This is a genomic window from Neobacillus sp. SuZ13 (assembly GCF_030123365.1).
GTDB lineage: Bacteria > Bacillota > Bacilli > Bacillales > Cytobacillaceae > Neobacillus.
This window is the reverse complement of sequence record NZ_CP126107.1, coordinates 4439986-4465431: the sequence shown is the minus strand read 5'-3', so window position 1 is coordinate 4465431 and position 25446 is coordinate 4439986. Positions and strand designations below refer to the sequence as shown.

The 25446-nt window shown below is 37.8% G+C and carries 25 protein-coding genes and 1 other annotated feature; of the genes, 22 read left to right on the top strand and 3 right to left on the bottom strand.

Annotated elements, in window-relative coordinates:
* The first annotated feature begins 6 nt into the window (after nt 1-6).
* The 20 genes from floA to QNH17_RS22015 all read left to right on the top strand — a co-directional run bounded on the left by floA (nt 7) and on the right by QNH17_RS22015 (nt 20623).
* Nucleotides 7-999: a flotillin-like protein FloA gene (floA, locus tag QNH17_RS22110; protein WP_186328576.1), complete on the top strand. Its 993-nt coding sequence runs from the start codon at nt 7-9 to the stop codon at nt 997-999.
* 32 nt (nt 1000-1031) lie between these two features.
* On the top strand, nt 1032-1478 hold the full coding sequence (locus QNH17_RS22105; RefSeq protein WP_283875168.1) for a YqfB family membrane protein: 447 nt from the start codon (nt 1032-1034) through the stop codon (nt 1476-1478).
* 87 nt (nt 1479-1565) lie between these two features.
* Nucleotides 1566-1868: a sporulation protein YqfC gene (gene yqfC / locus QNH17_RS22100; RefSeq protein WP_144547724.1), complete on the top strand. Its 303-nt coding sequence runs from the start codon at nt 1566-1568 to the stop codon at nt 1866-1868.
* Nucleotides 1865-3058 carry a sporulation protein YqfD gene (gene yqfD, locus QNH17_RS22095; protein ID WP_283875167.1) on the top strand — a complete coding sequence of 398 codons (1194 nt, stop codon included), beginning with the start codon at nt 1865-1867 and terminating at the stop codon, nt 3056-3058. The genes yqfC and yqfD overlap by 4 nt, the downstream gene beginning before the upstream one ends.
* Nucleotides 3055-4023, top strand: a complete 969-nt coding sequence (locus QNH17_RS22090; RefSeq protein WP_283875165.1) for a PhoH family protein — start codon at nt 3055-3057, stop codon at nt 4021-4023. Before yqfD ends, QNH17_RS22090 begins: the two co-directional genes overlap by 4 nt.
* 298 nt (nt 4024-4321) lie before the next feature.
* Entirely contained in the window at nt 4322-6493 is a 2172-nt protein-coding gene (locus QNH17_RS22085; RefSeq protein ID WP_283875163.1) for an HD family phosphohydrolase, read from the top strand.
* Nucleotides 6490-6960, top strand: coding sequence for an rRNA maturation RNase YbeY (gene ybeY / locus QNH17_RS22080; protein ID WP_283875162.1), 471 nt, complete (start codon nt 6490-6492; stop codon nt 6958-6960). Before QNH17_RS22085 ends, ybeY begins: the two co-directional genes overlap by 4 nt.
* Nucleotides 6944-7324, top strand: coding sequence for a diacylglycerol kinase family protein (locus QNH17_RS22075; protein WP_283875161.1), 381 nt, complete (start codon nt 6944-6946; stop codon nt 7322-7324). Before ybeY ends, QNH17_RS22075 begins: the two co-directional genes overlap by 17 nt.
* Nucleotides 7325-7589: 265 nt before the next feature.
* Nucleotides 7590-8513, top strand: coding sequence for a GTPase Era (era, locus tag QNH17_RS22070; protein ID WP_283875159.1), 924 nt, complete (start codon nt 7590-7592; stop codon nt 8511-8513).
* A 159-nt stretch (nt 8514-8672) separates the two neighbouring features.
* The gene (locus tag QNH17_RS22065) at nt 8673-8816 is read left to right on the top strand and encodes a YqzL family protein (RefSeq protein ID WP_066257674.1); all 144 of its coding nucleotides are present in this window, start codon (nt 8673-8675) and stop codon (nt 8814-8816) included.
* 34 nt (nt 8817-8850) lie between these two features.
* Nucleotides 8851-9603, top strand: coding sequence for a DNA repair protein RecO (recO, locus tag QNH17_RS22060; protein WP_283875156.1), 753 nt, complete (start codon nt 8851-8853; stop codon nt 9601-9603).
* A gap of 50 nt (nt 9604-9653) precedes the next feature.
* Nucleotides 9654-9838: a binding site (T-box leader), on the top strand.
* A gap of 64 nt (nt 9839-9902) precedes the next feature.
* Complete coding sequence (locus QNH17_RS22055) at nt 9903-11285, top strand: glycine--tRNA ligase (RefSeq protein ID WP_283875155.1); 1383 nt, start codon at nt 9903-9905, stop codon at nt 11283-11285.
* Nucleotides 11286-11389: 104 nt separating this feature from the next.
* Nucleotides 11390-12022, top strand: coding sequence for a transcriptional regulator CcpN (gene ccpN, locus QNH17_RS22050; RefSeq protein WP_283875154.1), 633 nt, complete (start codon nt 11390-11392; stop codon nt 12020-12022).
* A gap of 40 nt (nt 12023-12062) precedes the next feature.
* Nucleotides 12063-12872, top strand: coding sequence for a pyruvate, water dikinase regulatory protein (locus QNH17_RS22045; RefSeq protein WP_283875153.1), 810 nt, complete (start codon nt 12063-12065; stop codon nt 12870-12872).
* Between the two features lie 590 nt (nt 12873-13462).
* Complete coding sequence (dnaG, locus tag QNH17_RS22040; RefSeq protein ID WP_283875152.1) at nt 13463-15271, top strand: DNA primase; 1809 nt, start codon at nt 13463-13465, stop codon at nt 15269-15271.
* A gap of 42 nt (nt 15272-15313) precedes the next feature.
* Complete coding sequence (rpoD, locus tag QNH17_RS22035; RefSeq protein ID WP_026563551.1) at nt 15314-16444, top strand: RNA polymerase sigma factor RpoD; 1131 nt, start codon at nt 15314-15316, stop codon at nt 16442-16444.
* A gap of 392 nt (nt 16445-16836) precedes the next feature.
* Nucleotides 16837-17976 carry an acyl-CoA dehydrogenase family protein gene (locus QNH17_RS22030; protein ID WP_283875151.1) on the top strand — a complete coding sequence of 380 codons (1140 nt, stop codon included), beginning with the start codon at nt 16837-16839 and terminating at the stop codon, nt 17974-17976.
* A 200-nt stretch (nt 17977-18176) separates the two neighbouring features.
* A complete protein-coding gene (gene cccA, locus QNH17_RS22025; protein WP_283875149.1) occupies nt 18177-18542 on the top strand; it encodes a cytochrome c550 in 366 nt (121 codons plus the stop codon).
* A 259-nt stretch (nt 18543-18801) separates the two neighbouring features.
* A complete protein-coding gene (locus tag QNH17_RS22020) occupies nt 18802-19521 on the top strand; it encodes a tRNA (adenine(22)-N(1))-methyltransferase (protein ID WP_283875148.1) in 720 nt (239 codons plus the stop codon).
* Nucleotides 19508-20623 (top strand): Nif3-like dinuclear metal center hexameric protein, encoded by a 1116-nt coding sequence (locus QNH17_RS22015; protein ID WP_283875146.1) that lies wholly within the window; start codon nt 19508-19510, stop codon nt 20621-20623. Before QNH17_RS22020 ends, QNH17_RS22015 begins: the two co-directional genes overlap by 14 nt.
* 299 nt (nt 20624-20922) lie before the next feature.
* On the opposite strand, the gene QNH17_RS22010 is transcribed toward QNH17_RS22015, so the two are convergent.
* Together QNH17_RS22010 and vrrA are read right to left on the bottom strand one after the other, a co-directional pair.
* Nucleotides 20923-21861: a 4-hydroxy-3-methylbut-2-enyl diphosphate reductase gene (locus tag QNH17_RS22010; RefSeq protein ID WP_283875145.1), complete on the bottom strand. Its 939-nt coding sequence runs from the start codon at nt 21859-21861 to the stop codon at nt 20923-20925.
* A 135-nt stretch (nt 21862-21996) separates the two neighbouring features.
* The gene (gene vrrA / locus QNH17_RS22005) at nt 21997-22668 is read right to left on the bottom strand and encodes a VrrA/YqfQ family protein (protein WP_283875144.1); all 672 of its coding nucleotides are present in this window, start codon (nt 22666-22668) and stop codon (nt 21997-21999) included.
* Nucleotides 22669-22917: 249 nt separating this feature from the next.
* Between vrrA and QNH17_RS22000 the strand changes: the two genes are divergently transcribed.
* Entirely contained in the window at nt 22918-24234 is a 1317-nt protein-coding gene (locus QNH17_RS22000; RefSeq protein WP_283875143.1) for a DEAD/DEAH box helicase, read from the top strand.
* Nucleotides 24235-24256: 22 nt separating this feature from the next.
* Nucleotides 24257-25150: a deoxyribonuclease IV gene (locus QNH17_RS21995; protein ID WP_283875142.1), complete on the top strand. Its 894-nt coding sequence runs from the start codon at nt 24257-24259 to the stop codon at nt 25148-25150.
* Between the two features lie 29 nt (nt 25151-25179).
* On the opposite strand, the gene QNH17_RS21990 is transcribed toward QNH17_RS21995, so the two are convergent.
* A complete protein-coding gene (locus tag QNH17_RS21990; protein ID WP_283875140.1) occupies nt 25180-25437 on the bottom strand; it encodes a DUF2624 domain-containing protein in 258 nt (85 codons plus the stop codon).
* Nucleotides 25438-25446 lie beyond the last annotated feature (9 nt).

Below are 25446 nucleotides of genomic sequence, written 5' to 3'. Positions count from 1 at the left end.
TTAGATATGATAGCAAGTAATGGAACAATTTTTATCATTGCGGTTGTAGTCGTTGCCTTAATATTATTTGGGATCTTATTATCATTTGTGCCCGTCATGCTGTGGATTTCTGCTTTGGCAGCGGGTGTACGTATCAGTATCTTTACATTAGTTGGTATGAGGCTTAGGAGGGTAACGCCGAGCAGAGTGGTTAATCCCCTTATAAAGGCCCATAAAGCGGGTTTGAACGTTACTACTAATCAACTGGAGAGTCATTACCTTGCCGGTGGTAATGTTGACAGAGTCGTAAATGCTCTAATTGCTGCTCATCGGGCAAATATTGAATTATCCTTTGAACGTTGTGCTGCTATTGATTTAGCCGGTCGTGATGTTTTAGAAGCGGTTCAGATGAGTGTTAACCCTAAGGTCATTGAGACGCCATTTATCGCTGGTGTGGCTATGAATGGGATTGAAGTAAAGGCAAAGGCAAGAATTACTGTTCGTGCTAACATCGAACGACTTGTTGGTGGTGCGGGGGAAGAAACGGTTGTTGCTCGTGTCGGGGAAGGTGTTGTCTCCACCATTGGTTCGTCAGATAGTCATAGCAAGGTGCTCGAGAATCCAGATTTAATTTCCCAAACTGTCCTCTCAAAAGGTCTAGATGCTGGCACGGCCTTTGAAATTCTCTCCATCGATATAGCGGATGTAGATATCGGTAAAAATATAGGAGCAGAATTACAAACTGAGCAAGCAGAAGCAGATAAGAAAATTGCTCAGGCCAAAGCAGAAGAGCGCAGGGCGATGGCGGTAGCTCTCGAACAAGAAATGAAAGCAAAGGTTCAAGAAATGAGGGCTAAGGTTGTAGAATCTGAAGCTGAGGTTCCGCTGGCAATGGCTCAAGCGCTTAAATCGGGAAATATAGGTGTAATGGATTATATGAACTATAAAAATATTTCAGCAGACACTGATATGAGAGGTTCTATCGGTAAGATGACTGGGGACAAAAAAGACGGTCAATAATCCACTTTGGGATATGAAAGGGGTGGAGATTATTGGAAAGTTTCTTGTTTATGATTATCATCGGTATTGTTTCTATCGTTTTCCGTAATGCAAAAGGGAAAAAAGGAGAATCTAGAAACAAAACATTTTCAAAAGGAACTTTTGAGGAAATTCGAAACTTAGTAAAAAAACAACTGGATATTGAGGAATCCCGAACAAATGGCCCATTAAAACCCAAAAATACTCCAACTGTGCCAAAAGATAATCTTGGACATCTTGAAAAAAAATACCTTCAACTAAAACAAGAGCCTGAGGTTAAACGGATCGGAATGACAGTTGCCCAACATAAGTCTGAAAAAGTAAAAGTAAATCCCGGACACGAAGATGGAAGCGAAATCTCCCTTAATCCAGATGAAAAAGCGCTCATTAACGGTATTATTTGGGCTGAGATTCTTGGGGAACCCCGGTCAAAAAAGCCATATCGTCCAAGAAATGGTTAGTGGTAAATCAACTTAGTTAATACGAAAAAGGTGTGCTAGAACGTCCTTTCATTTCATAAATATGAGATGAAAGGGGGTTCTTTTTTTATGGCAAAAAACTGGGCCGGGCGGGTTCGTAACTGGATGGCTGAAAAAATGGATCTTCCTCAAGATGTCATGATGGATTTACCAAGGATTACCATGATTGGGCAAATTCATGTCTATATTGAGAATCACCGGGGGTTGTTGGTATTTACTGATAAAGAACTCCGTTTGCTGTTAAAGCAAGGGCAGTTATTAATAAAAGGTAAATCTTTTGTAATTAAAACAATCTTACCTGAAGAAATTTTGCTAGAAGGGAAAATTGATCAGGTCATTTATATAAATGAAAATCCGGGAGGAAAAAAATGAATAACCAGTGGATCGAATTTTTTAATGGCAGGGTTACTGTTAAAGTAACAGGCAAGGGCACTGAACGATTTATTAATGTCCTGACAAGAAATGATCTTCCAGTCTGGAATATCAAAAGACATGGAACCGAGACAATAACGTTTAATATGAGGCTTAAAGATGCCAAGAATATCAGGAAATATGCTAGGAAAAGTAATTGCTCCATATCCTTCTTACGAAGGAACGGGGTTCCTTTTTTAATCCGGAGAATACTGAAGAATAGTGGTTTTTTGGCAGGTGCAGGACTTTTCTTGTTGCTTTTAATGTTTTTATCCAATGTTATTTGGGGGATTGAAATAAAAGGCGCAAAACCAGCAACAGAGTATCAGATTCGTAAAGAATTGGACAAGATGGGCGTGAAAATTGGAAAGTTACAATTTTTTGTAGATAATGTGGAGGGGATCCAGAGGAAACTGACTAATAATGTCGGGGACTTAACATGGGTTGGTGTGGAGTTAAAAGGGACAACCTTTCACCTCCAAGTAGTTGAAAAGAATGAGCCCAAAAAACCGGAAAAATTATCACCGAGGAATCTAATTGCGAAAAAGAAGGCAGTAATTGTTAATATGTACATTGAAAATGGACAAAAAATGGTGGATATTAATGATCACGTTGACAAAGGACAACTCCTTGTCTCAGGTGCATTTGGACAAGAAGAAAGCCCAGAATTGGTTGCTGCTAAAGGTGAAGTTTGGGGTGAAACATGGTATAAAAGTCACGTTGAACTCCCGTTAGAAACCAACTTTAAAGTTTATAACGGAAAAGAAAAGGAAAAACATTTTATTTTATTTGGCAATTTTGAACTCCCAGTTTGGGGTTTTGGTAAGCCGGAATTCACTAATTATGAAACAGAAGAGAATATTCATAAAATTCATTTCTTGAAGTGGGAATTGCCAGTTTCTTATCTCAATAAGACACTTCGCGAACGAGAAGAGGTGCGGCGTTCCTATACTAATAAAGAGGCACAACAAATAGCAATTGAACTTGCAAAAAAACAAATAAAAGGGCAGTTAGATGAGGATGCTATCATAAAGGATGAAAAAATTTTACACAAAGCAAATAAAAATGGTAAAGTTATACTGGATATTCATTTTAAGGTAATAGAAAATATCGCGGTCGGACAACCGATTTCCAAGGAGACTAGTGAATGACAGAAAAGTTAACTTCCATAAGTGTACAGCTTGAAAATCCTGCAGAAGCAATTAGTTTGCTAGGGAATTCTGATTCCAATTTAAAAATCATTGAACAGGAACTTGGAGTCACAGTCATTACTCGTGGTGAAGCAGTTAGTTTGTCAGGGGACGAAGAAAAGGTTATTCTGGCAGGGCAGATTCTTAATAAATTAATGATTGTGATTCGTAAAGGGATAAATATCAGTCAAAGAGACGTCCTATATGCGGTGCAAATGGCGAATGCTGGGACATTGGAGTATTTTGTAAATTTATATGAAGAAGAAATTGGCAAAAATGTAAAAGGAAAAACTATTCGAATTAAAACACTTGGTCAAAGACAATATGTGATGGCCATCAAAAAAAATGACCTAGTATTTGGGATAGGGCCAGCTGGAACGGGCAAAACCTATTTAGCTGTTGTCATGGCTGTTAATGCCCTTAAAAATGGACAGGTAAATAAAATAATCCTAACAAGACCAGCGGTTGAGGCAGGGGAAAGTCTTGGCTTTTTACCAGGAGACCTAAAGGAAAAAGTGGATCCATATTTACGACCTTTATACGACGCACTTCATGATGTGTTGGGGGCAGAACATACACAAAGGTTAATGGAAAGAGGGACAATTGAGATTGCCCCGCTTGCCTATATGAGGGGGCGTACATTGGATGATGCATTTGTCATCTTAGATGAAGCTCAAAATACAACACATGCACAAATGAAAATGTTTTTAACAAGACTTGGCTTTGGGTCCAAAATGGTTATCACAGGGGATCAAACACAAATTGATTTGCCAAAAGGGGCAAAATCAGGCTTAGTTGCAGCAGAAGCAATCTTAAAAAATGTAAACGGCATATCGTTTATCTTTTTAGAACAAACGGATGTCGTTCGTCATCCGCTCGTTGGCAGAATTATTGAAGCATACGAGAAGAAAGCAGTTCAACAATAACATGTGGGGTAGACCTATAAAGGTTTACCTCTTTTTTCTGTAGGCTGTGTTAAAGGTTATTGTTGATTTTAGCGCTCTGTTGGCCTTCGTTCCTGGAACGGAAATCAACAGACAAGTTTAACACAGCTTTTCTGTAAAATTCCGTAAAAACAAATCTTCTTTTAAAGAAGGTGAAACTTGTACGAAAAACTGTTATCATTTTACATGAAGCAAAAACAGTGAAAATATGACAATTATTGAGAATTGATTTATGAACAAAGTGAATCTTTTTTCAAGGGCAGTGGTTGGAGGGATATAGTTGGGTAAACTTCAGCAATACTTCATACGGATACGTAAGCTGTTGGATATAACTTTCTTTCTGGTACTTTTCTTTATAATGTTAGGTTCTGTATTATTAGCAGCGATGTATAGTAATGTAAAACCTGAGAAATTAGATTTAAGCCTATTTTCAGTTGCGGAAAAAACAATTCGTTCACCAGGAACAGTGGAAGATCGGAAAAGTACAGAAAATAAGCGTAAAGACGCACTAGATCAGGTGCAGGATGTTTATACCTTAAAAAAAGAATACACACAAAATCGAGTGGATTTAATTAGCTCTATTTTTCAAGCCACAGTTGAAGTGAATGATGAAATAAAAGAAGAAATGAACAAGCATGCTGAGTTAGCAACGGAAGAAAAACCTGAACAACCTGAACCAAGTGATTCAGAAAAAATGGACCGGTTAAAAGCAAAATTAACACCGAATGTCTCAAAAGGTCTGTCTGATCAAGTCTTTGCTGCTTTAGTCCAAGCCAGTCATGATGAATTATCGATTGCTAAGGATTTAACTGTAACAGCGATTAATAATGTCATGGCTCAGCGTATTTCAGCTGATGATGTTGAAAATGCCAAAAAAAGGGTTGAGGAAGAATTAAAATATACAACTTTAAATGATGATTTAAGAAGTGGTGTCATTGAATTGGGCAGATATGCTATTATTCAAAATGAATTTTATGACCCTAGTGCAACCGAGGAACTAAGGCAGCAAGCTGTAGAAAGTGTGGAACCTGCTAAAATCCTACAGGGGCAAATTATTGTTGAAGAAGGAGAATTAATTAACCAGGATATTTATCGTCAATTAAAATTAGTCGGCCTCCTTGATAATGAACGATCGTACAAACCTTTTATTGGCTTAATTGTTCTTATAACGATCATTCTATCAACTCTCTATTTTTATTTTTCTCAAATAAAGTCTATTCCAGGAAAACGGCAGACGGACTTGTTATTATTTGGGATAATATTCATTCTTACGATACTTATTATGAAAATTATCAGCATGCTGCAAATTTTTAATTATGCTGGAATCGGCTATTTATTTCCTGCTGCTTTAGGTGGGATGCTAATAAAAATATTAATTGATGAAAAGTTAGCCACTCTAATGTCGATTATTATGGCGGTTTGCGGCAGTATATTATTTAATGAAGGGGTTACAGGGACTTTAAATTTTTCAGAGGGGATCTATATTCTATTTAGTTCCTTAGCGGGTATCCTATTTTTAAGTAAACTCAATCAACGGTCGAAAATCTTTCAGGCAGGCTCCTTTGCGGCACTTGTAAACCTGTTGACAATCTTTGCGTTAATGTATCTGCCGAATGGACAATTTACTGGAATTGAGTATGGATATTATCTTATTACTGCCCTTGTTTCAGGGATAGGTTCAGCGGTCCTTACGATTGGGCTCCTTCCTTTTTTTGAGGCGAGTTTCGGGATTTTATCAACGATGAGGCTAATAGAACTATCTAATCCCAACCATCCATTACTTAGAAAAATTTTAATGGAAGCACCAGGTACATATCATCATAGTGTGATGGTCGCTAATTTAGCGGAATCTGCCTGTGAAGCAATTGGAGCGAATGGGCTTTTAGCAAGAGTAGGAAGTTATTATCATGATATTGGAAAAACAAAGCGACCTAATTTTTATATTGAAAACCAAATGCATCTTGAGAATCCACATGATCGTCTCCCGCCAGATAAAAGCGCGAATATTATTATTGCACATGTAACAGATGGATCTTCTATTTTGAAAAAATACAATATGCCCAAGGAAATTATTGATATTACGGAACAGCATCATGGAACTACCTTGTTAAAATTCTTTTACCACAAGGCTGTCCAAGCTGATACGGAAGTTAAGGAAGAGGATTATCGATATCCTGGACCTAAGGCACAAACAAAAGAGTCTGCAGTGGTTGGGATTGCTGATAGTGTCGAAGCAGCAGTTCGATCTTTATCCCAGCCTACGCCTGAATTAATTGAATCACTAGTTAAGAAAATTGTTGCAGATCGTCTTCAAGACGGACAATTAAACGAATGTGATATCACAATGAGAGAAATTGAAACGGTTTCTGAAGCGTTATGTGAAACTTTAAAAGGAATTTTTCACTCTAGAATTGAGTATCCAGAACTGATAAAGAAGGTGAAGCAAGCATGACATTACTAATTGATTGTATCGACGAAACGGAAACACTTACTGAAGAACAAATGCTTGAAATCGAAAGGGTAATTAACTTTGCCGCAAAAAAACAGGATGTGGAAGAGCATAGTGAGGTATCTGTCACATTTGTCTCAAATGAAAGAATTCAGGAAATTAATCGAGAATACCGCGATAAAGACAAGCCAACCGATGTTATATCGTTTGCAATGGAAGAACTAGGGGAAGGTGAAATGGAACTAGTAGGAGCTGACATGCCGCGGGTTTTAGGTGATATCATTATTTCTGTTCCTAAAGCTATTGAGCAGGCAGAAGAATATGGGCATCCTTTCTTACGTGAACTTGGTTTCTTAGCTGTACATGGATTCTTGCATCTTCTCGGTTATGATCATATGACGCCAGAAGAAGAGAAAGAAATGTTTACCTTGCAGAAGGACATTTTAGACGAATATGGACTCAAACGCTAAACCGGCACAGTTTGGACTTCTAAGGTCATTTTCATATGCATTCGCGGGAATTGCAACTGCCCTGAGGTCCGAGAGAAATATGCGCTTCCATTTTTTTAGTTCGATTGTTGTTTTACTTTTTTCGTATTATTTTTCAATAACTAAAACTGAATGGTTATTTATCCTTGTGTTAATAGGAGGAATGTTTGCGCTCGAAATGGTGAACACAGCGATCGAACGAGTAGTAGATCTCGTTACAGATGAATATCATTTCTTGGCAAAACAGGCGAAAGATTTAGCGGCTGGTGCTGTCTTGGTATTTGCCATTCTATCTGTTGTCATTGGGATTGTGATCTTTTTACCTTATATTTTAGAGTTATTTTAGACGATTTGAAATAGGGATCTGACGGCAATTTGAAATGGAATAATGAATTCGGTAAAATGACTTAACAGCGAAAAAGTAGACTCGCTAATTTATGAGAAAATTCTAATTTTTTGATTTTTTTCGGCATTAAGTAATGATTTAGAATGGATTTTGAGGTAAAATAAAGGAACAGCAGACTTCTGCTGGAAGGGAAGAACACTAGTGAATATCGAACACCTAATTGAAGAAGCAATAGCATGTGTATTTGTTGCATCGGAGGATCTCCATGTTAAATAATGAGTCCTCAAGCAAAGGTTATAAGTCAGGTTTTATTTCTATTATAGGCAGGCCCAATGTCGGGAAATCCACGTTTTTAAATCGCGTGATTGGCCAAAAAATTGCCATCATGAGTGATAAAGCACAAACCACCCGTAACAAAATCCAAGGTGTGTTAACAGTAAATGATGCACAGATGATATTTATTGATACACCAGGAATTCATAAACCAAAGCATAAATTAGGCGATTTTATGATGAAAGTAGCAGTAAATACGCTTAAAGAAGTAGATTTGATTTTGTTTATGGTGAATGCTGAAGAAGGGTTTGGCCGTGGCGAAGAATTTATCCTTGAAAAATTTCAAAATGTAAATACGCCAATCTTCCTTGTCATTAATAAAATTGATCAAGTGCATCCCGACAAATTATTACCAATTATTGAATCATATCAAGAAAAGTATCCATTTAAAGAAATCGTACCAATCTCAGCGCTTGAAGGTAATAATGTGGAACGATTGCTCGAACAGATTAAGTCTTTCTTGCCAGAGGGACCACAATACTATCCAGCCGACCAAGTAACAGATCACCCGGAACGTTTTATTATAACAGAGCTGATTAGGGAAAAAGCTCTTCACTTAACAAGAGAAGAAATTCCACACTCACTCGCTGTTGTTCTCGACAAAATGGAACGACGAGAAGGTAAAGACATGATTGATGTCATGGCGACCGTAATTGTTGAACGTGATTCCCAAAAAGGAATCATTATCGGAAAGCAAGGAAGTATGTTAAAAGAAATTGGTAAACGTGCACGTGCTGATATTGAAAATCTTTTAGGATCTAAAGTGTATTTAGAGTTATGGGTAAAAGTTCAAAAAGACTGGCGTAATAAGATGTCCCAGCTGCGAGATTACGGTTTTAACGAAGATGAATACTAATAAATAAGCCCTAACTAAAATATTAACTTTTATTTTAAATTATGCATGGACACAATTAACAAATATTTCGTCTTATGATTTTTGCGCTGGCAGGCTATGATAAATGTAAGGTTTGGGACCGAATGATAGCTAGTCTAAATATGAAAGGTGGGGTTTTCAATGATGGATTTTACGTGGAAAGTATTCCTCCAAACAGGCAATATTGACACATACCTTCTCATTAAGGAACTAGAGAAGGAAAACCAGGAAATACCCGGAAATCTGAATGATGAGCTAGCACAAATCGATTTTCCCGTTTCATAAGTTTGTCTTCGTGCTACTTTAGAAGGTGACAATAATGCTTCAGAAGTGTGAAGGCATCGTTATTAGAACAACTGATTATGGTGAAACAAATAAAATTGTGACTATATATACTAGGGAATGGGGAAAGGTTGGAGTGATGGCTCGTGGTGCAAAAAAGCCTAACAGCCGCCTTTCCTCCGTCACACAACTGTTTACACATGGTTATTTTCTCATTACGAGAGGAACTGGTTTAGGAGGCTTGCAGCAAGGAGAGACTGCTACTTCATTAAGGTCGATTGGTGAAGACATTTTTTTGACTGCATATGCTAGTTATATTGTCGAATTAACGGATAAATGCACGGATGAAAAGAAACCAAACCCTTTTCATTTTGAGTTGCTTTTTCAAACATTAAATTACTTAAATGAAGGCTATGATCCAGATATCCTTATGAATATTTATGAGATGAAAATGTTAAATGTGATGGGATTGAACCCAATCTTAAATCAATGTTCCGTTTGCGGCAGTACAGACGGACATTTTTCTTTTTCGATTCGTGAAGGAGGGTTTATCTGTCATCGATGTTTAGATAAAGACCCGTACCATCTTAAACTATCAGCTGCTGCGGTTAAATTATTAAGGGTATTTTATTATTTTGATCTTTCCAGGCTTGGAAATGTTTCTGTTAAAGAAGAAACGAAAGCAGAACTTAAGAAGGTGATTACTGCCTACTATGAAGAGTATTCTGGTTTGCACCTTAAATCCAAAAAGTTTCTAAATTCCATGGATAAATTTCGCAATCTCTTATAATTGCCTTGTTGACAATGTTTGGAGTTTTCGCTATTATTTTCATTAATAAAATAATTGCCGTGACGGAGAAGAGTACTTAGTCATCCTCTATAAAAGCGAACCTAGGGTAGTGTAAGCTAGGGTATAGGGAACTAACGAAGGAGCTCCTGAGCAATCTTTGTGTTTATAACACGATAAAAGAGGCTGCTTCTTAGCAGCAAATAGGGTGGAACCGCGGGTAACTCTCGTCCCTATGCTAGTCTAGCATAGGAACGGGAGTTTTTTTGTTTGAATAAAATTTATTTAAAGGAGCAATTTCTATGAATGTAACAATGGAACAAATCGTTTCACATGCAAAACACAGAGGATTTATTTTTCCTGGTTCAGAGATTTACGGAGGCCTTGCAAATACCTGGGATTACGGCCCGTTAGGCGTTGAATTTAAAAACAATATTAAGCAGGCCTGGTGGAAAAAATTCGTCCAAGAGTCACCGTATAATGTCGGACTAGATGCAAGTATTTTAATGAACCCGCGTACGTGGGAAGCGTCTGGTCATATTGGGAACTTCAATGATCCGATGATAGATTGTAAAAATTGTAAAGCACGTCATCGTGCAGATAAATTAATTGAAAATGCTCTTGATGAAAAAGGCATTGAAATGGTCGTCGATGGCTTACCATTTGCAAAAATGGAAGAGTTGGTGAAAGAACACAATATCGCTTGTCCAGATTGCGGCAGTCATGACTTTACTGGAATTCGCCAGTTCAACTTAATGTTTAAAACCTTCCAAGGAGTAACAGAATCTAGTACAAATGAAATTTTTCTTCGTCCTGAAACAGCACAAGGTATCTTTGTTAATTTTAAAAATGTTCAGCGGACAATGAGAAAGAAAATGCCTTTTGGTATTGCTCAAATTGGTAAAAGCTTTAGAAATGAAATTACTCCGGGGAACTTCACGTTCCGAACAAGAGAGTTCGAACAAATGGAACTTGAATTTTTCTGTAAGCCTGGTGAGGAACTGAAATGGTTTGATTATTGGAAGCAATTTGCAGAACAATGGTTATTGTCATTAGGCCTTACAAAGGAAAACTTAAGACTTCGCGACCACTCAGAAGATGAATTGTCTCATTACAGTAATGCAACAACTGATTTTGAATTTAAGTTTCCGTTTGGCTGGGGTGAACTTTGGGGGGTCGCTTCAAGAACAGACTATGATTTGAAGCAGCATATGGAGTATTCTGGTGAGGACTTCCATTATCTCGATCCGGAAACAAATGAAAAGTATGTACCTTATTGTATTGAACCATCTTTAGGGGCAGACCGCGTTACGTTAGCATTCTTAATTGATGCTTATGATGAAGAACAGCTTGAGGATGGTACATCTAGAACAGTCATGCATTTCCACCCTGCATTAGCTCCATTTAAAGCAGCAGTTCTTCCGTTATCAAAGAAATTGTCAGAAGAAGCACGTGAAGTTTTCGCCACTCTGGCTAAACATTTTTCAGTAGATTATGACGAATCAGGATCGATTGGAAAACGCTATCGTCGTCATGATGAAATTGGTACGCCGTTTTGTATTACCTATGACTTCGAATCTAAAGAGGATAATATGGTTACAGTTCGCGATCGTGATACAATGGAGCAAAAACGTATCTCAATTCATGAACTAGTTAACTTCTTGCAAGAAAAAATGATGTTTTAAGGAAAAACTCGCCGATTGGCGAGTTTTCTTAATAGATTCAATAGTATATAATATTCCTAATAAAGTAAGCTTTTGAGATAACCCTTTCTAAATGGGAGACAAAGGTGGTGTGGACAATCGAACTGACCAAACGGCAAGAGCATATTTTACAAATTGTTAAAGAAAATGGCCCAATCACAGGGGAACATATTGCAGAGCAATTAAGCTTGACTAGGGCGACACTTAGACCGGATCTTTCCATACTGACGATGGCCGGTTATTTAGATGCGAGGCCCCGTGTAGGGTATTTTTATACAGGTAAATCGGGGACTCAGCTTTTAACTGAAAATTTACAAAAAATATACGTGAAAGATTATCAGTCCATTCCTGTTGTAGTGAATGAAAATATCTCCGTTTATGATGCGATTTGTACAATGTTCCTCGAAGATGTAGGAACATTGTTTGTAGTAGATCAAAACACGATTCTTGTTGGAGTTTTATCCAGAAAGGATTTGCTCCGAGCTAGTATAGGTAAGCAAGAACTGACTACTATACCAGTTAATATTATTATGACAAGAATGCCTAATATCACCATGTGTGAACGGGAAGATTTATTAATTGATATCGCTAAGAAATTAATTGAAAAACAAATCGATGCACTTCCAGTGGTTCGGGAAACAGAAAATGGATTTGAGGTTATTGGAAGAATAACCAAAACAAATATTACCAAAGCGTTCGTTGCGTTGGGTGATGAGTAACAAGTAAGAAGATAACATGTTGAGGGGTTGTTGAGGGAGAATGAGATCGCCAATTATTTATGTAGTATCCGATTCAGTGGGAGAAACCGCTGAATTAGTTACAAAAGCAGCAATAAGCCAATTCAATGGCTCCGGAATGACATTAAAGAGATTCCCTTATGTGGAGGATAAGGAACATATTGATGAGGTTCTTTCACTTGTTTTATTAGATAAAGCAATGGTTGCATTTACACTGGTAAAACCTGAAATGCGTACATATATTAAGAATAGAACTGAACAGGAAGGGATTATAGCTGTCGATTTAATTGGTCCAATTATGGATCAGATTCAACAGTTTAGTGGTAAAACACCATTATGTGAACCAGGACTGGTTCGAAAATTAGACGAAGATTATTTCAAAAAAGTGGAAGCAATCGAATTTGCCGTAAAATATGATGATGGCCGTGACCCAAGAGGTATATTAAAAGCGGATATTGTATTAATAGGAGTTTCAAGGACTTCAAAGACTCCACTTTCACAGTACCTAGCTCATAAACGATTAAAGGTAGCGAATGTCCCGCTTGTACCGGAAGTAGATCCGCCAGAAGAACTCTATAGAGTTCCAATCGAGAAATGTTTTGGTTTGAAAATAAGCCCTGAAAAGTTAAACAATATCAGACGGGAACGGTTAATTTCTTTGGGTTTAAATGATAAGGCAAGTTATGCCACGCTCGACAGGATCAAAGCGGAGTTAATCTTTTTTGAAAAAGTAGTACAAAAAATAAATTGCCCTGTTATTGATGTTACCAATAAAGCGGTAGAAGAGACGGCAAATGTTATCTTAAATTATTTTCATAAAGGGAGCGTTTAACACATAGTCATTGGATTATGTGTTTTCTACTGATAGAAAGTGGAATAATAACAAAAAAAATTATGGTAAAATGATAATAAATGTACTATAATAAAAAATTGTGATAAAAATATATCTTTTTAGGTTTAGACTTGCTTATGAACGAATAAACTATTTATTGTTAGATGTCAAGGGGACCCCCTAAAAAGAATTCGACATAACTCCTTTTACAAAAGTTATTTGTTAAAGAAGGAATATGCGGAGTAATGTAGAATTAATACTTATGTAAAAGGCAATCCGACTATTTATGCCGATGTAGGTTCATGCCAGGTTAAAGCGGAGATTGTCGAAATAGTGTTGAAGGATAGCACCCGTGTTCTTTTTGTTGCTTTCTACGTTCATCATATCAAAGAAGAAAAATCTACATACAGACTGGAAATATGTTGATACGGACAGGCGAGAAAAATGGGAGTTTATGGAAAGGATTAAAACCTATTTAAACTGAAGAACATGAAAAATTTAAGACAGGATTAACAAAAATTTTGTCGAAATTTGCAGGAATTTAAAAGATGCCTGCCGAATACCTGATAGACCAAATGGAGTTGTTTTACATGGCAGAACGTATTGCCGAAGAAAAGATTAATCAAATTCGTCAGTCTGTTGATATTGTCGAAGTAATTAGCGATTATGTTCAACTGAAAAAACAGGGGCGAAATTACTTCGGATTATGTCCATTCCATGGAGAAAGCACCCCATCATTTTCTGTATCTATTGATAAACAAATTTTCCATTGCTTTGGCTGTGGCGCTGGTGGTAATGTTTTTTCATTTCTAATGGAGCTAGAAGGTATCTCCTTCCAAGAAGCAGCCATTAAACTAGCTGCAAAGGCTAATATTGACCTTGAAATCAATTTATCTGGCGGACATGGTGAGAAAAAGTTTTCAGAAGAGCACCAAGCATTTCTAGGTGCTCATGAGCTGTTACAGAAATTTTACCATCATTTGCTAGTAAATACAAAGGAAGGTCAACATGCTTTGGAATATTTGCTACAGAGAGGATTTACTCGAGAAGCAATAGATAAATTCCAAATTGGGTATTCTTTAAATTCATGGGATTATGTTTTTAAATTTCTTTCAAAAAGAGATTTTCCTCCTGAATGGATGGAGAAAGCCGGATTAATTATCAAACGTGAAAGAGATGGGACGTATTTCGATCGATTTAGAGATCGAATTATGTTTCCGATTTTTGACCGGAACGGCAATACGATTGCTTTTTCAGGAAGAACACTTGGGGCCGACGAGCCCAAATATTTAAATAGTCCTGAAACGCCAATCTTTAATAAGAGTAAAATTTTATACAATTACCATAATGCGAAGCCAAACTTAAAAAAATCGCAATTTGCTGTTTTATTTGAGGGATTTGCTGATGTCATTTCAGCAGATCGCGCTGGTGTGGAAAATGGTATAGCCACAATGGGGACTTCCTTGACAGATGAACATATAGCCCTCTTACGGCAAAATGTCCAATCCGTAACCATTTGTTACGATTCTGATAAACCCGGGATTGAGGCAGCATATCGTGCTGGAAACCACCTTAACAATGGTGGGTTTCAGGTAAAGGTTGCGATGATGCCAGATGGAATGGACCCAGATGAATATATAAAAAAGAATGGTCCCGAAAAATTCCGCAACGAGGTTATCGGTGCAAGTCTAACGTGGATGGCGTTCAAATTTCTTTACTTTCGCAGGGGAAAAAATCTGCAACATGAAGGAGATAGACTTGCCTATATCGAAGTGGTAATTAAGGAAATCAGCACTTTGAATAAAGCTGTTGAAAGGGATCACTATTTACGCCAATTGGCGGCTGAATTTTCACTCTCACTAGATGCTTTAAAACAGCAGCAAAAGGAGATATTCTTCGCAGAAAAAAGAAAATCAACTGGAAGTAAGCAACCTGTAAATAAGCCTATTATAGTCCAAAAGCAAGACAATAAACTTAAGCCCAAGCATTATACAGCAGAAAGACGATTAATTGCTCACATGTTAAAGGATCGAGATGTGGCTTATAAAGTGCAGGATTTATTACAAGGTGATACGTTTAATATTGATGAGCATCAGGCAATAATAACCTATCTGTTATCTTTTTATGAAGAACATTTCCAGTCTGATTCAAGTGCGTTTTTGTCCTATATTCAAGATGATAATCTCAGAAGAATGGTTGCAAATATTGAAATGATGCCCATTAACGATGAGTTAACCAATCATGAATTAAGTGATTATATCAAACAGGTGTTGAATTATCAAAAATTGTTAAAGATAAAAGAAAAAGAAGTGGAACAAAAAGAAGCAGAGCGACAAAGTGATTTTACTAAAGCTGCAGCAATTGCAATGGAAATCCTTCAATTGCGTAAATCTCTATAGATTCCATTTTTACTGTCTTTGATTCTGGAAGGAGTGGGACATATGGCTGCTGAAAAATCAGCCCGTTCAAAAGAAGTGGAAAATGAATTCACTTTTGAACAAGTGAAAGACCAGTTAACGGCACTGGGGAAAAAAACCGGCGTCCTTGCCTATGATGATATTGCTGAGAAATTGGCTAACTATGAATTAGATTCCCACCAAATGGAAGAATTCTTTGAGTTCCTCGGTGACCAAGGTATTGAACTAGTTGGCGATAGTGAAGAGGAAGATCCAAATCCTAAGCAATTAGCAAAAGGTGATGATGATGAATTTGACTTAAACGATCTTAGCGTTCCTCCTGGAGTTAAGATAAATGATCCGGTTCGTATGTATCTAAAAGAAATTGGCCGGGTTGACCTGCTTTCTGCTGATGAAGAAAAAAAATTGGCGCTCCGTATTGAACAAGGCGATGAAGAAGCAAAGCGACGCCTTGCAGAGGCAAACCTAAGGCTTGTTGTAAGTATAGCAAAGCGGTATGTTGGCCGTGGTATGTTATTCCTTGATCTTATCCAAGAAGGAAATATGGGATTAATTAAGGCCGTTGAAAAATTTGATTATCAAAAAGGTTTTAAATTCAGTACTTATGCAACTTGGTGGATCCGCCAAGCCATTACACGTGCAATTGCTGACCAAGCTAGAACGATTCGTATTCCTGTGCATATGGTTGAAACGATTAATAAATTAATCCGTGTTCAGCGTCAATTACTTCAGGACCTTGGCCGTGAACCAACACCAGAAGAAATTGGTGAAGATATGGATCTTACACCTGATAAGGTAAGGGAGATTTTGAAAATCGCCCAAGAGCCTGTATCTCTTGAAACACCTATAGGTGAAGAAGATGATTCCCATTTAGGTGATTTTATTGAAGACCAGGATGCCACCTCACCTTCAGAACATGCTGCTTATGAATTATTAAAGGAGCAGTTGGAAGATGTGCTAGATACTCTTACTGACAGGGAAGAAAATGTTCTTCGCCTTCGTTTTGGACTGGATGATGGCCGGACTCGTACACTTGAAGAGGTTGGTAAAGTCTTCGGTGTTACCCGGGAACGTATCCGTCAAATTGAAGCTAAGGCATTAAGGAAATTACGTCATCCTAGCCGCAGTAAACGTCTTAAAGATTTCTTAGAATAAAATAACATTAATAAATAGTTTACTTCATTACTTGAAGTAGGCTATTTTTTTTGTATCAATCTAAAGTAACTGGGTATACCGGGTTGGAAATGTAAGCACTTTCTGTAGCTGTATTTGAATCCATTTTACTGAATTGTCTCTCATTTTGCAAATAGACATGAGAATTTCCTGACATGGTTTTTCATCTTTTATTTTTGTAAAAAAGGGATGAAACTTATTTTCCATTATCAGGATAGTGAAATATTTAGTTATCCGTTATAATTAATTGAATTTTTGTTATATCCATATAATAGATTATTTTTAAAAATTTTTAAGTATTGTGAAATAAAGATAATTCCTCTTATAATAATAAAGAAAGCGCATTCATTTGGTTTCAGATAAGGGGGATGAACATGAATTTTGACTTAACTTCTGAGCAAGAAATGATAAAAAGAACAATGCGGCAATTTGCGGATGAGGAAGTCGCACCAAGTGCGATTGAGCGCGACAGAAATAAACAATTTCCAGTAGAAATATTTAAAAAATTAGCCGAAATGGGAATTATGGGACTGCCTTTTCCAGAGGAATATGGTGGCGGCGGGGCAGATACGGTTAGTTTTGCAATTGTAACTGAAGAGTTAAGCCGGGCATGCGGTTCGACAGGGATTACCTATTCTGCGCATATATCTTTAGGAGGGGCACCCCTGCATTTATTTGGCACCAAGGAGCAAAAGTTAAAATATCTAACGCCGATTTGTACAGGAGAATCATTTGGTGCGTTTGGCCTTACTGAGCCTAACGCTGGATCAGATGCTGGAGGGACTAGAACATCTGCACGTGAAGAAGATGGTATGTTTGTCATAAACGGAAATAAATGTTTTATTACCAATGCTAGTTATGCCAAGCACCTCTCATTGACAGCTATAACAGGAGAGAAGGACGGAAAAAAAGAAATAAGTGCAATTATTGTTCCGACTAGTACTGATGGGTTCTCTATTATTGATAACTATGAAAAAATGGGTCTTCATTCATCAAATACAACAGAATTAGTGTTAGAGGATGTACGAGTGCCAGTTGAGAACCTTTTAGGGAAGCGTGGAGAGGGTTTTAAACAGTTTTTAATGACATTAGACGGCGGACGTATAGGGATAGGTGCAATGGCTGTAGGAATTGCTCAGGGGGCCTATGAAAAAGCTTTAGCCTATGCAAAGGAAAGAAAACAGTTTGGAAAGTCTATTTCCTCTTTCCAAGCTATCCAGTTTAAACTTGCTGACATGGCAATGAAAATTGAATTGGCCCGGAATATGGTGTATAAGGCAGCATGGTTAAAGGATCAGGGAAGACCATTTTCAAAGGAGTCAGCGATGTGTAAACTCTATGCATCAGAAATTTGTATGGAAGTGACTGATCAAGCTGTTCAAATACATGGCGGTTATGGTTATATGAAAGAGTATCATGTGGAGCGAATGATGAGGGATGCAAAATTGCTTGAAATTGGCGAAGGTACATCTGAGGTCCAAAGAATGGTCATTTCAAGGTTAATTGGATGTTAAAAAAATAAAAAACCGAAAAAAATAAAGAACAGGCTAAGTTAGATATTTTCACTAATTTAGCCTGTTTTCTTTTTTTTATTAAGATTATAGTGATAAAATAAGTTTAGGGCTTTTCCTTCGGTTCTTTTTCGAGTAAAATAGTAGTTGTTTGCAGACTATTTTCATATTTACTGACGTTCGTACATAAGGGAGGTTATATCATGAAGCGAAATCCTGTTATTCCTTACGTTCTCATCATGGCTTTTGGAATTGTGCTTATGTTAATTTTGTCTTTCAAAGGTCTTGGTGATAGTAAAGAAATTGCGAAGGATAAAGGAGAAGGCACTGAGAAAACTGAAGTGTCCGCATCAAAGCCAGAAGACATTTACAAGCAAACTTGTATTGGCTGTCATGGCGATCAGTACCAAGGGGTTGTAGGACCATCACTTAAAGGTGTTGGCAGCAAGTATTCTAAAGAAGAACTAATGACCTTTGTAACAAAAGGTAAGGGTACAGGCATGCCAGCAGGACTTGTTCCAGAAGAACAAGCAGCTGCTATGGCAGACTGGTTAGCAACAATTAAATAATTAGAAAAGCGGAAGTGCCCGTTTAACTGCGTATGGACTGGAGCGCTTCGACTGAGATAAAGGAAACACGAAGAGCGATAGCGCATTCGTGCTTGACTTATCGTAGGGAGAAGAGCGAAGTTCACTAGCAGTTGGGCGCTGGAGCTGGACAGTAATCTAAGTTCAGTGCTTAACTTTCGTATCTTTTAAAAAAGGTCCTTTGCATCTGTGAAGGACTTTTTTTATACTATAATAATTACATAAAAAAGTGGTGGTATGATTGAATACAGACAAATTGTCAGCTAGGCTGGCATCGGTTGCTAAATATGTTCCAAGTGGGGCTAGGGTTGCAGATATTGGCTCAGACCATGCATATTTACCTTGCTTCCTAGCGAAAAACAAAGGGTTATCATTTGGGATAGCGGGTGAAGTTGCAGTAGGACCATTTCAATTAGCTGAAAGAAATGTTTTAGCAGAAGGATTGGCTAATATCATTTCGGTGCGAATGGGTGATGGTCTAAAGGTTATAGAAGAAGGTGAAGTCGATTGTATTACTATCGCTGGAATGGGCGGAGCTTTAATTGCAAGTATTTTAGAAAATGGTCGAAATAAGTTATCGTCAGTCAAGCGCCTTGTGTTACAACCGAATATTAGTGCGATTTCGATTAGGAAATGGTTTATTGATAATAATTGGGAACTAATTGCTGAAGAAATACTCGAAGAAGATGGGAAAATATACGAAATTTTAATCGGAGAAAAGGGCGACCCGAATAAGCCGTATAATAAAAATCAAGATCTAGGATTGTTAGTAGGCCCTTTCCTTGTTCAAAAACAGGATGAGACTTTTAAAAAGAAATGGACAGCAGAATTGAAAAACTGGGAACGTATATATGAGGCTCTTGAAAATGCTGCTCAATCACCGGAAACATTAGAAAAAAAACAAGAAATCATCGGTAAAATTAAGCTTGTAAAGGAGGCTTTAACCAATGAAAATTCCTAATGGACATGAAGTCATTCAATTGTTTGAACAGTTCTCTCCCAAAGGCCTGGCGATGGAGGGAGATAAGATAGGATTACAAGTTGGTCGTTTAAATAAAAAAGTTGAGCGAATCATGATTGCACTCGATGTCCTTGAAAATGTAATCGATGAGGCAATTGAAAAAAATGTTCAGCTCATTATTGCCCATCATCCGATTATTTATCGCCCCCTTAAGAATTTATTAACGGATTCCGTTCAGGGGAAAATCATTGAAAAATTATTGAAACACGATATTGCTGTTTACGCAGCGCATACGAATCTCGACGTAGCAACGGGGGGAGTAAATGACCTTCTTGCAGAAGCACTAGAACTGGAAGATACAGAAGTTCTAGTACCTACATTTGAAACAAAACTAAAGAAATTAGTTGTTTTTGTACCAGTCAGCCATGCTGAGGAAATCAGGAGAGTCCTTGGAAATGCAGGTGCAGGATTTATTGGGAACTACAGTCATTGTTCATTTTCAGTCAGTGGTAAAGGTCGATTCTTACCAGGAGAAAATACTAATCCATTTGTTGGTGAAGCTGGCCGATTAGAAGAAGTGGAGGAAGTGAGGCTTGAGACGATTGTCCCAGAATCCATGATCAAAAAGACCATCACTGCAATGATTAAGGCTCATCCATATGAAGAAGTGGCCTATGATGTCTATCCGCTTGAAAACAAAGGAGAAGTGCTCGGTCTAGGCCGAATCGGTAAAGTTCCAGAAATGACATTAGAAGAATTTGCGGAAAAAGTGAAGAAGACATTAGAAGTTTCCCATGTCCGAGTGGTTGGCGATTTGTCTTCAAAGGTTAAAAAGGTGGCCGTGTTAGGCGGCGATGGTAATAAATACTTCATGAATGCCAAATATCAAGGGGCAGATGTATATGTTACAGGGGATATTTATTATCACACTGCACATGACGCAATGATGCAAGGCTTGAATATGATTGATCCAGGTCATAATGTTGAAAAGGTAATGAAAAAAGGGTTAACTGCAACTTTACAAAAGATGTGCCAGGATTCCGGGTTTGCTGTAGAGATATTTCCATCAGAAGAAAATACAGATCCATTCAAATTTTTATAATATGAAAAGAACCGGTCATAGAGGCACGGTTCTTTTCGTTTATTTTAATATGAGAAGAAAGTTTAAGTTTTTGAACTTAGATTATTGTCTAGCTCCAGTGCCCTAGCGGCTAGTGTCCTTCGCTCTCCGCCCTGCGATAAGTCAAGCACGAATGCGCCTCCGGCTCTTCGTGTTTCCTTTATCTCAGTTGGAGTGCTCCACAAGGAAGGCTTCGGCAGCATAAGCATCGCACGAAGAAAGAGCGTTAGCTCTTTCGAGGAGGCCATACGTCGCTGACCAGGGCCCTTACGCTTTTCTTATTATTTTTTTACTTTCGGCAGAATTCTGCTTAACTGGACCTTTTTACTTCGTTCCCATGTAGTTTCATTATTTGGATCAAATTGCTCGAGAAACGTTATAACTTCTTTTGTTATTGGTGTTGGAGTGGAAGCCCCAGATGTGACTGCAACGTTTTTGGCATCTTTAATCCAATCAATTTCTAACTCGGAAATATCAGCAATGCGATATGCTTTTGTCCCAGCAATTTCCTCTGAAACTTGTGCGAGTCGATTAGAATTATTACTTTTTGGATCACCGACAACAATAGTTACATCCGCTTCTGTTGCTTGTTCGGCAACTGCTTCTTGGCGAATTTGTGTTGCATGGCAAATTTCATTATAGACTTCAACATGTGGATATTTTTCCTGAACTTTTTTCATCGTTTCGGATACATCCCATTGACTCATCGTTGTTTGATTAGTGACCAGCAATTTGTCACTGTCAATTGTTAATGCCTCTACATCTTGTGGAGTTTCAACCAAGTACACCATGTCAGGTGCGACACCAACTGCTCCCTCAGGCTCTGGATGGCCTTTTTTCCCTATATAAATGACTTGATATCCTTGTTGTGTTTTTTCTTCAATTAGATCATGGGTTCTAGTCACATCAGGACAAGTAGCGTCGATCGTTACTAGACCTTTCTTTTTGGCTAACTCTCTTACTTCTGGCGATATTCCATGGGCAGTAAATATAACGGTTCCTGTATCTACCTTATCGAGAATATCCTTGCGATTTTTCCCATCTAGGGTAATAATCCCTTCTTCCTCGAACGCATCTGTAACATGTTTATTATGAACGATCATCCCTAATATGTAGATAGGGCGAGGTAATGTTTTATCTAAAGCCGCATTTCGAGCAATAACCATTGCATCAACAACACCGTAGCAATAGCCTCGTGGTGAAATTTTGATGATTTGCATCTTAAAGTCCCCCTAAAAAAGACATTGATTCATAGTTTTATTTATTTATTATATAAAACTAATAGATATAATACAAAGATACATTTTTCCTTAACATTTAAAGGAAAAAAGAATGCTGTTACCAGCATTCTTCATTTAGATATACATTTTAGGAATAGAAGATCCCTTTTGGCGAGAAGTTTTTTTTGAAGAAACTGGCTGTTCATTGTTCTTACGTTGGACTTTCTTTTTTGTACTTTTATTTTCTACTTCATGAGAAGATGATTCAACTGAGGCTGTTTCGGTTTTTTGGCTATTTTCGTTTGAGGCCTCATCCGTATTTTTTGTGGCATTTTTAAATCCTTTATAAATCTTCCACATGGCGGGTATATTTTTTATCATCGGGCCATATTGTTGGACCATTGGACCGAGTTGCTGGGCTGTTTTTAGTACCTGTTGGGTATTATTTAACATGCTTGTTAATCCGCCAGGGTTACTTAACGATTGGAGCAGGCCTCCACCTCCAGATGCTGCTCTACCTCCAGACGCTGCTCTACCTGCTGATTGCATCCCCATAAAGCCGCCTGCTTGGTTACCTCTTCCGAATAATTTCGAAAGGATTCCTCCGCCCCCTGTATTCATCTGATTAGGTCTTCCCATCATTTGCCCCATCATCGGGTTATATCCTCCTCCAAATGGGTTGGATGAGGGACCCATCATTGGGTTCCTGCTGCCAGGGTTAAATCTGGGATTCATCATCTGATTATTCCGCCCAAATGGCACAGCTCCCATTCCCCCCTGCATAGGCATTCTAGATCTTGGTTGCATATCTTAGCCTCCTTTCAAATTGCCTCATGCTTTAAATTATGCATTTATCCTAAATTGGTTTAGGTATTATACACAGGACAAAGACTAAAATTAGTTGTTTAAAAGTTGGCAGAAGGTAGAAAATGATATTAAAACGAAAGAAACTGGAGTTTTGAAGGAATATTGACTATAATTGCATGATGGAATAAAAAGTGTTAATCATGCTGAATAAGAAAAACTAATCAAAGTTTTAATATAAGGAGAAAAAATATGAAAGAAAACCGTTTTGCTCGTTTTACGTTTCAACCATTTATAATAGAAGCTATTAAAGGATTCGGGTTTAGTGAACCGACTGAAATTCAAGAACGTATGATTCCAGTTGTTTTAAAAGGAGAAAGTGCAATTGGTCAATCCCAAACAGGGACGGGGAAAACCCTCGCCTTTGTTCTTCCTATTCTCGAAAAAATTGATCCGAAACGTTCGGAAGTACAGGCTGTCATTACAGCACCGACTAGAGAACTAGCCTCTCAAATTTACCATCAAATTCTAAAAATAACGGAACATTGCAACCCAGAGGAAGCGATAATGACTAGATGTTACATTGGGGGAACGGACAAGCAGCGGACGATTGAAAAGTTAAAAGTCCAACCACATATTGTTGTCGGGACTCCAGGAAGAATCAAGGACCTGATGAGTGATAAAGCATTATTTGTTCATACAGCGGAAATACTGGTCGTCGATGAGGCAGATATGATGTTAGACATGGGATTTATTGAGGATTTGGACAGAGTAGCTGGAAAAATGCCAGAAAATCTGCAAATGCTTGTTTTCTCAGCAACCATCCCAGAAAAATTAAAACCTTTCCTTAAAAAGTATATGGAAAATCCAAAGACAATTCAAATTGAACCAAAAAGAAGGTCAGCAGAAAATTTAGAACACTACCTCCTGCCGTCTAGACATCGGAGTAAGAAGCAACTAGTTCATGATGCACTTGTTGCTTATAATCCCTATTTAGCAATCGTGTTTACGAATACCAAAAAAATGGCTGAAGAGGTGGCTTACTTTTTAAATGAAAAAGGGTTAAAAGTTGGCCGAGTTCATGGGGATTTAAACCCGCGTGAACGAAAACAAATGATGAAGCAAATTCAGGATCTAGAGTACCAATATATAGTTGCCACGGACCTTGCTTCACGAGGAATAGATATTGAAGGTGTCAGCCATATCATCAACTATGAACTTCCTACCGACTTAGATTTTTATATTCATCGCGTTGGACGAACTGCTCGCGCTGGATATTCTGGGATTGCACTGACAATCTATGAAGCATCTGATGAGGATGCGTTAAATCGATTAGAAAAAATGGGGATTCAATTTAATTACGTCGATCTTAAAAATAACGAACTAGTGAAAATTGATGAGCGTAATAAGCGGAAGACTCGTGTAAGACAAGAGGATAAGGCAGACCAAAAGGCCAAATCAATGGTAAAAAAACCAACTAAAGTTAAGCCTGGGTATAAAAAGAAAATGCAGTGGGAAATGGATAAAATAAAAAAACGAGAACGAAGAATCGAACAAAGAAAAAAATAATGAAAGCAGGGAGAGAAAAGGCATGCTGAAATTAGGATCACATGTATCAATGAGTGGAAAAGGCATGCTTCTTGCAGCAAGTGAAGAAGCAGTTTCCTATGGTGCAAACACGTTTATGGTGTATACGGGAGCGCCGCAAAATACAAGAAGAAAAAAAATAGAAGACCTTAATATTGAAGCAGGTCGCAGACATATGGAGCAGAACGGTATTTCTGAAATTATTGTCCATGCTCCATATATAATCAATATCGGAAATACAACAAATCCAGATACATTTGAACTAGGTGTTAGATTTCTTCGATCTGAAATTGAACGAACCGAGGCAATCGGAGCAAAGCAAATTGTCCTCCATCCAGGAGCACATGTTAGTGCTGGAACAGAAGCAGGCATTAAAAAAATTATCGAAGGGTTAAATGAAGTTCTAACTGGGAAAGAGCAAGTGCAAATTGCTTTGGAAACTATGGCTGGTAAGGGTTCTGAATGCGGTAAATCGTTCGAGGAAATAGCCATGATTATGGACGGTGTCAACTATAGTGATAAGCTATCCGTTTGCTTTGATACCTGTCATACCCACGATGCGGGTTATAATATTGTCGAGGATTTCGATGGTGTATTAAATGAATTTGACAAAATAATAGGGCTGGACAAATTAAAGGTCTTGCATATTAATGATAGTAAAAATGCTGTCGGGATGAGAAAGGACAGACATGAAAATATCGGTTTTGGCCATATCGGCTTCAAGGCACTTAATTATATCGTCCACCATCCACAACTTACAGATGTTCCTAAGATTTTAGAAACTCCATTTGTAGGTGAAGATAAGAATAATAAAAAAGCACCCTATAAGTTTGAGATCAATATGCTTCGTGAGCAAAAGTTCAATGAGAACCTGCTGGATTTAATCATGGAGTCATAAGGAAAAAAGCTGTGAGAATTCACAGCTTTTTACTTTTTGGTCAGTTGCGTAAATAATTTATTTACTTCGCGTGCGGTTGTTGGACCCGCAGTTTTGGCAATTTCTTTTATTAATTGCGCTCGTTGTGAATCATCAAAAATATTAACATTTTTCCCTCTTAAGTACTCCGCAATTTTCCCTGCTTGCTGCCTAGTCACTGAGATATTAAACTGTTCTGCGTATTTTAGCAGCTCTTCTGCGGTTATCGTATTGATTTTATGATTTATGATGCTCTGAAAAATTGTCACATTCACCAC

What these genes read in the sequence shown, in the direction of transcription:
- floA (WP_186328576.1), top strand. Translation starts at nt 7, where the DNA reads ATGATAGCAAGTAATGGAACAATTTTTATCATTGCGGTTGTAGTCGTT.
- yqfC (WP_144547724.1), top strand. Translation starts at nt 1,566, where the DNA reads ATGGCAAAAAACTGGGCCGGGCGGGTTCGTAACTGGATGGCTGAAAAA.
- yqfD (WP_283875167.1), top strand. Translation starts at nt 1,865, where the DNA reads ATGAATAACCAGTGGATCGAATTTTTTAATGGCAGGGTTACTGTTAAA.
- QNH17_RS22090 (WP_283875165.1), top strand. Translation starts at nt 3,055, where the DNA reads ATGACAGAAAAGTTAACTTCCATAAGTGTACAGCTTGAAAATCCTGCA.
- ybeY (WP_283875162.1), top strand. Translation starts at nt 6,490, where the DNA reads ATGACATTACTAATTGATTGTATCGACGAAACGGAAACACTTACTGAA.
- QNH17_RS22075 (WP_283875161.1), top strand. Translation starts at nt 6,944, where the DNA reads ATGGACTCAAACGCTAAACCGGCACAGTTTGGACTTCTAAGGTCATTT.
- era (WP_283875159.1), top strand. Translation starts at nt 7,590, where the DNA reads ATGTTAAATAATGAGTCCTCAAGCAAAGGTTATAAGTCAGGTTTTATT.
- QNH17_RS22065 (WP_066257674.1), top strand. Translation starts at nt 8,673, where the DNA reads ATGATGGATTTTACGTGGAAAGTATTCCTCCAAACAGGCAATATTGAC.
- recO (WP_283875156.1), top strand. Translation starts at nt 8,851, where the DNA reads ATGCTTCAGAAGTGTGAAGGCATCGTTATTAGAACAACTGATTATGGT.
- QNH17_RS22055 (WP_283875155.1), top strand. Translation starts at nt 9,903, where the DNA reads ATGAATGTAACAATGGAACAAATCGTTTCACATGCAAAACACAGAGGA.
- QNH17_RS22045 (WP_283875153.1), top strand. Translation starts at nt 12,063, where the DNA reads ATGAGATCGCCAATTATTTATGTAGTATCCGATTCAGTGGGAGAAACC.
- dnaG (WP_283875152.1), top strand. Translation starts at nt 13,463, where the DNA reads ATGGCAGAACGTATTGCCGAAGAAAAGATTAATCAAATTCGTCAGTCT.
- rpoD (WP_026563551.1), top strand. Translation starts at nt 15,314, where the DNA reads ATGGCTGCTGAAAAATCAGCCCGTTCAAAAGAAGTGGAAAATGAATTC.
- QNH17_RS22030 (WP_283875151.1), top strand. Translation starts at nt 16,837, where the DNA reads ATGAATTTTGACTTAACTTCTGAGCAAGAAATGATAAAAAGAACAATG.
- cccA (WP_283875149.1), top strand. Translation starts at nt 18,177, where the DNA reads ATGAAGCGAAATCCTGTTATTCCTTACGTTCTCATCATGGCTTTTGGA.
- QNH17_RS22015 (WP_283875146.1), top strand. Translation starts at nt 19,508, where the DNA reads ATGAAAATTCCTAATGGACATGAAGTCATTCAATTGTTTGAACAGTTC.
- QNH17_RS22010 (WP_283875145.1), bottom strand. Translation starts at nt 21,861, where the DNA reads ATGCAAATCATCAAAATTTCACCACGAGGCTATTGCTACGGTGTTGTT.
- vrrA (WP_283875144.1), bottom strand. Translation starts at nt 22,668, where the DNA reads ATGCAACCAAGATCTAGAATGCCTATGCAGGGGGGAATGGGAGCTGTG.
- QNH17_RS22000 (WP_283875143.1), top strand. Translation starts at nt 22,918, where the DNA reads ATGAAAGAAAACCGTTTTGCTCGTTTTACGTTTCAACCATTTATAATA.
- QNH17_RS21995 (WP_283875142.1), top strand. Translation starts at nt 24,257, where the DNA reads ATGCTGAAATTAGGATCACATGTATCAATGAGTGGAAAAGGCATGCTT.